This is a genomic window from Pseudanabaena sp. 'Roaring Creek', from assembly GCF_001402795.1.
Lineage (GTDB): Bacteria > Cyanobacteriota > Cyanobacteriia > Pseudanabaenales > Pseudanabaenaceae > Pseudanabaena.
Genome location: NZ_LIRE01000198.1, coordinates 1 through 5,313 on the forward strand (window position 1 = coordinate 1; position 5,313 = coordinate 5,313).

Annotated in this window: 4 protein-coding genes; 1 reads left to right on the forward strand and 3 read right to left on the reverse strand. The window is 45.6% G+C overall.

Annotated elements, in window-relative coordinates; all coding sequences use genetic code 11:
* Positions 1-618: 618 nt before the first annotated feature.
* On the forward strand, positions 619-1,260 hold the full coding sequence (locus AC805_RS06345; protein ID WP_055074635.1) for a hypothetical protein: 642 nt from the start codon (positions 619-621) through the stop codon (positions 1,258-1,260).
* Positions 1,261-1,323: 63 nt separating this feature from the next.
* Here AC805_RS06345 and AC805_RS06350 read toward each other — a convergent pair whose 3' ends face one another.
* From AC805_RS06350 to recO, 3 genes are all read right to left on the reverse strand, one after another.
* The gene (locus AC805_RS06350) at positions 1,324-2,715 is read right to left on the reverse strand and encodes an NAD-dependent malic enzyme (RefSeq protein WP_055074636.1); all 1,392 of its coding nucleotides are present in this window, start codon (positions 2,713-2,715) and stop codon (positions 1,324-1,326) included.
* A gap of 108 nt (positions 2,716-2,823) precedes the next feature.
* On the reverse strand, positions 2,824-4,206 hold the full coding sequence (locus AC805_RS06355) for an MFS transporter (RefSeq protein ID WP_055074637.1): 1,383 nt from the start codon (positions 4,204-4,206) through the stop codon (positions 2,824-2,826).
* Positions 4,203-5,120 carry a DNA repair protein RecO gene (recO, locus tag AC805_RS06360; RefSeq protein WP_055074638.1) on the reverse strand — a complete coding sequence of 306 codons (918 nt, stop codon included), beginning with the start codon at positions 5,118-5,120 and terminating at the stop codon, positions 4,203-4,205. The genes AC805_RS06355 and recO overlap by 4 nt, the downstream gene beginning before the upstream one ends.
* Positions 5,121-5,313: the final 193 nt, after the last annotated feature.

A 5,313-nucleotide genomic window follows, 5' to 3' on the forward strand; every position in this document is an offset into this window, starting at 1 on the left:
TAAAAACCAAAACCTAGAAGAGCGTACCGCCCGCGTAGCGGGCGGTACGCTCTTCTAGGTTTTAAGTTTAGGTATGCCTAGCTACTTACCAATTCACTGAAGTGAGACAACACTTCAGTGAATTAAAAAACAAACCTATTAAGCTTTTGAGATTCCAAAAATGGCGTTGCCATTTTTGGAATTGGTATAAGTAGCTGGGCATAATTAAAACCCAGAATCAAAAACTGTAGCGCACGCTGCGCGTGCGCTACAGTTTTTTGGATTTTATATTTAATTGCGCCTAGCTACTTAGCTATAAGTGCAAATTGCATTAAACATTTGCAAAATCTTACTTATGTCTGGTTTTAATGCAACAAATGGTAGTCTCATATTTATATTTAAGTAAGTGGGCTTAATTAAACCCTAAAACCTGCGGCGTACGCGCAGCGTGCCCCGCAGGTTTTAGATCTGGATTTTTTGCCCAGCTACTTATATGGTGTAGATGAATGAAGCTTTACGCCATACATCCGTATCGTAAGCAATAACCAATAACAAGGCTATTGGTTGAATTATCATAATTTTGTCTAGAGTTTAAGGCCTCATGACTATATATGTTCAGATTTTATAAGTACAAAAAGGTTGATTCATACAAAAGTTGTCGAATGCTACAGCTCGCAGGGATATGAGGTTATTCGTCAGCCTCATGCTCATCAGCTACCATTCAATTTAAACACCTATAGCCCTGATTTACTGGTCAAAATATCGGAGAGTCAAGGGCTGATCGTGGCAATTAAAGATAGGGCAAATAACTTGGAAGTTGCCCATTATCGCACTCTTGCCCAAAGAGTTGCCGAGCATAGTGGTTGGCGATTTTTGCTGATCACGGGCGAAGATGCCACCCCGATCGCGGAAGAAGATATCGCTGATGATAAATTGACCCGATCGCAGATTTTGCATCGTAAAGAACGGATTGCCAAATTAATCTCGATCGGCGAGCATGAGCCTGCTTTCCTATCCCTGTGGATATTTGCGGAAGTCCTGATGCGAAGACATGCGAGACAAGCTTTGATCCCGATCGATCGCTTGCCCACGATCTTAATGATTCACCACCTTTACGATCAGTCGGAGATCTCCATCGACCAATTTGAGAGAGCGATCGCCTTAAATGAGATCAGAAATCGAGTTGCCCACGGATTTCCCGTTAAATCGATCAATCTCAATGAGGCGATCGAAAAACTGCTCAATCTCGTCGATGAATTTATTGCTATGGAAAAACCCTAAGGGCAAGCATAGTTTGCTGACCCTAGGGTTAGGCTTTAATCTAGGCAACGCAATCCAGACAAGCTAGGCGTTAGCAATACCCTGTTGACGCGCTACGGCATGAACGGCCGCCGCCACGGCATGGGATACGCGGGGATCGAATACTGAGGGAATAATAAAGTCAGGAGCAAGATCGCTACTGCTGACAAGGGAGGCGATCGCTTGAGCAGCCCCTAAATTCATCTGCGTAGTGATCTTGGTAACTCTGGCATCAAGGGCTCCTCGGAAGATTCCGGGAAAAGCCAGTACATTATTAATTTGATTGGCATAGTCACTGCGACCTGTGGCAATTACAGCTACATCATTTTCCACAAGTTCAGGTTGTATCTCAGGATTGGGATTTGCCATCGCAAAGACAATCGGAGCTGCGCCCATACTTCTCACCATTTCAGGGGTAAGCGCACCCTTCACGCTCAAACCAATAAACATATCAGCACCCTTGATGACATCCGCCAGAGAACCCGCAGTTTCACTGACAAATTCTAATTTCTCTGCCGTAAGATCGGTGCGATCTTTACTAATGCATCCTTTGGAGTCACACATGGCGATGCGCTTTACACCTGCCTCACGCAGCAGCCGAGCCACGGCAATTCCCGAGGCTCCAGCACCATTCATCACAATGCGAACGGTATCGATGGGTTTACCGACAACTTTGAGAGCGTTAATTGTGGCAGCCACCACCACCACTGCCGTGCCATGTTGATCGTCATGATAGACGGGAATATCCAATTCTTCCTTGAGGCGCTTTTCGATTTCAAAGCAACGAGGAGCGCTAATATCTTCCAGATTTACGCCACCAAAGGCAGGTGCAATCCGTTTTACAGTCTCGACGATTTCATCGACATCTTTGGTATTCAAACAGATGGGGAATGCATCTAGTCCCGCGAATTGTTTGAAGAGCATTGCCTTGCCTTCCATAACGGGCATCGCCGCTTCAGGACCTATGTCACCTAGTCCTAAAACCGCCGTACCATCGGTAACTACGGCAATTGTGTTGCACTTGATGGTGTAGTCATAAACTTTGCGCTTGTCTTCAGCGATCGCCATACATACGCGACCAACCCCTGGGGTATAGACCATCGCCAGATCGTCTTGACCTTTGACGGCAACCTTGGATTCAAGATGGATCTTGCCACCTTTGTGAATTTGGAACGTGCGATCATAAACATCTAAAACGCGAATTTCGGGGACTGCCTTCACGACGGCAATCAATTTATCCATATGCTCCGCGCTGTAAGCATTTACCGTAATATCACGGACAGAAATTTTGCGCGTCTGTTGGATCAGGTCGATCTGTCCTAGGTTCCCCCCTGCTTCAGCCAGAGCGCTGATAACAGAAGACAGCATTCCTGCGCGGTTGAGGAGTTGCACGCGAATGGTCAAGCTAAAGCTGGGATTAGGTGTTAGTTGTTGCATCGTGAGGAGTAATTAGTTGCATAGCATCAGGTCGAGCCTGACTCTATGCAATGTTACCTGATTGTTTGCTAGTGTTGAGTTACAAATCACACGATTTTAATTAGGCCTTTACTGCTCGACTAGTTGGCGAGCGACATACCAAGTGAGCAGCCCCGTCGCCAACGCGATCGCACTGAGTACAAAAATCACCTTCTGCAACCCAAAATAGGATTCGGCAATGCCCGCCACCGATAGGGGCAAGCTCAGGGCAATATTCACAGCATTATTCTGCAAGCCAAAGACCTTGCCGCGCACATCCTCTGGTGTTTCCTCTTGAATGACAGTCTGCATGGGAATTACGCATAAACCTGCAAAAATCCCCGTTCCCGCGATCGCCACCAGCCCCAAACCAAAGCGATCGCTAAACACAGCTAACATCCCCAAGAAAGCAGACATACCTAACGAACCAATCAGAGCGAGCGTTTGTCGACTACAGCGATCGCCAAGTTTGGCAACAATCCCCGCACCAATTGCCATTCCTAAACTCGCCACAGCCAATAAAAATCCAAATTGCTCCGACTTAATTTCAGGCATGACTTCGGCGAGACGCACCGCTAAAACCGTTAGCGCCGCAATAATTGAAAAAGTACAAATTAACTGGATCAGTGCCGATAGTGAAGTCTTTTTATGCTTGAGATATTGCAAGCCTTCCTTTATATCATTCCAAAGATGAAAACTATCACGGTGCAGATCTTCTTTAGTTTCACCCGTTTTCAACAGGATCAGAATCAGCCCTGCTATTAAATAACTACCACCTACGAGGATTTCTTGACCGATTTTTGGTAAGAGATGATCGGATAGGGCTAACAAAGGTTCGCCGAGAGCGAAGCCCAGAATTAGAGCCGCCATAATTGTCGTAGTGTAGAGAGAGTTGGCAGCTAATAATTTAGGCTTCTCAACCACCAAGGTGATCGCGGACTGTTCGGCTGGGGTGAAGAATTGCGTGAAGGTAGAAACCAGAAACGTAATGCATAATAATCCCCAAAAACCCGTTGGTGCACCCCAAGGCAAAAAACTGTTTTTCGTGACCCAGAGCAGAAGGGGAATACTCAGAACTAAAGCGCCACGCAGAATATTTGAACTGACTAAAACTGTTTTTTTATTCCAGCGATCGACATATACACCAGCGATCGAGCCAAATAAAATTGCAGGAATTGTGAATGAAACCATCACTGCGGAGACCCAACCGCTAATCGTTTCGCCTTCATGCTGAAATTGTGTAGAAACGATCGCAATGACCAATACTAAAAATATTTTGTCGGCAATCTGGGAAAAGACCTGTCCGCTCCATAGTGATAAAAAGTTAGGGTTGCGAAGAACAGATTGAGAATCGAGCGGCAATTCAGGGGTTGCTACGGTATCTGGTTCGCCTTTATGGTGATGCGTCTCAGGATGATGGGAATCAGGAACTTCTGGCAGATTTGGTGTAGGGGGATCGAATAAATGGGTCATATGTTAAAAAAACAGTTGTCAATCAGTGCCGAAGACTGGATTGGTCTATCAAAATGATACTGTGCATAGGCTCGTAACAATCTCTCAACTACGAGCCAATCCTTTGGGGGTATTTCTAAAATATTATCCGCTAAATTAGTTTGTGCGAGTTCTTGGATCGCCAGCAATTCAGGGGCTGTAAGATAATGGCTGATGCGGTTGTAGATAGACTCTAGCATTAATCCCTCACCTCCCTCTTGGTAATGATCAAGGCGATCGCCTTGGTTCGGATTACCGCCACTACCAATATCACTAGTGACAATATCGCTGCCAATACTGCTACCAAGATCGCTACTGTTATCGGAGTCAAGATAGTCGAGATCGACAACGCCTCCTCCCACCATACTAAATCCTGCTTTCCATTTTGGTACTCCACGCTTAGCGATCACAGGTACTTGGGTAATACAACAATTATGCACTTGCGGAGCAAATCCTGCGATCGCCAATAAATGATAGATCCCGTGGTTTAGATATGCCAAAATATGCCGATCTTCAGCCATTTGAATTCGCTCCAAATGTTCGACAAGTAACAAGAAAAGTTCTTCTTGAGGCTGGGCGGATAAAGCCTGCATCAGAGCAAGCTCCGATAGGTACTGGGCGGCAGTGAGTTTCGCCAGAGTTTTCCCCAAACCCACAAAAGATTGCAACACTTCGGCATTTTTAATGCGCTCCATATTGCGCCCCACCGAGATCTGTAAGTCATTGACGACAAACAGCCCCGATCGCCCTGCCATAGAAGAGCGATGTTTACGCGCTCCTGCGGCTATGGCTCTAATCAAACCATGCTCCTTAGTGAGGATCGTCAATAGGCGATCGTTTTCTCCCAAGGGCATCCCCTTAAGGTTAATTCCTGTGGCGCGATATTCTTTAGGCAATTTGAAACTCTAATGGCAAGAAGTAGCAGAAATTAACTAGAAATTAACTAAAAATAACTAATTAGCTGGGCATAATTAAAACCCAGAATCAAAAGCTGTAGCGCACGCTGCGCGTGCGCTACAGCTTTTGGGATTTTACATTTAATTGCGCCTAGCTACTTACATATTATGCGATAGCCAAATAAGTTAAGAC

Coding starts and splice junctions, on each gene's coding strand:
- AC805_RS06350 (WP_055074636.1), bottom strand. CDS start 2,715: ATGCAACAACTAACACCTAATCCCAGCTTTAGCTTGACCATTCGCGTG.
- AC805_RS06355 (WP_055074637.1), bottom strand. CDS start 4,206: ATGACCCATTTATTCGATCCCCCTACACCAAATCTGCCAGAAGTTCCT.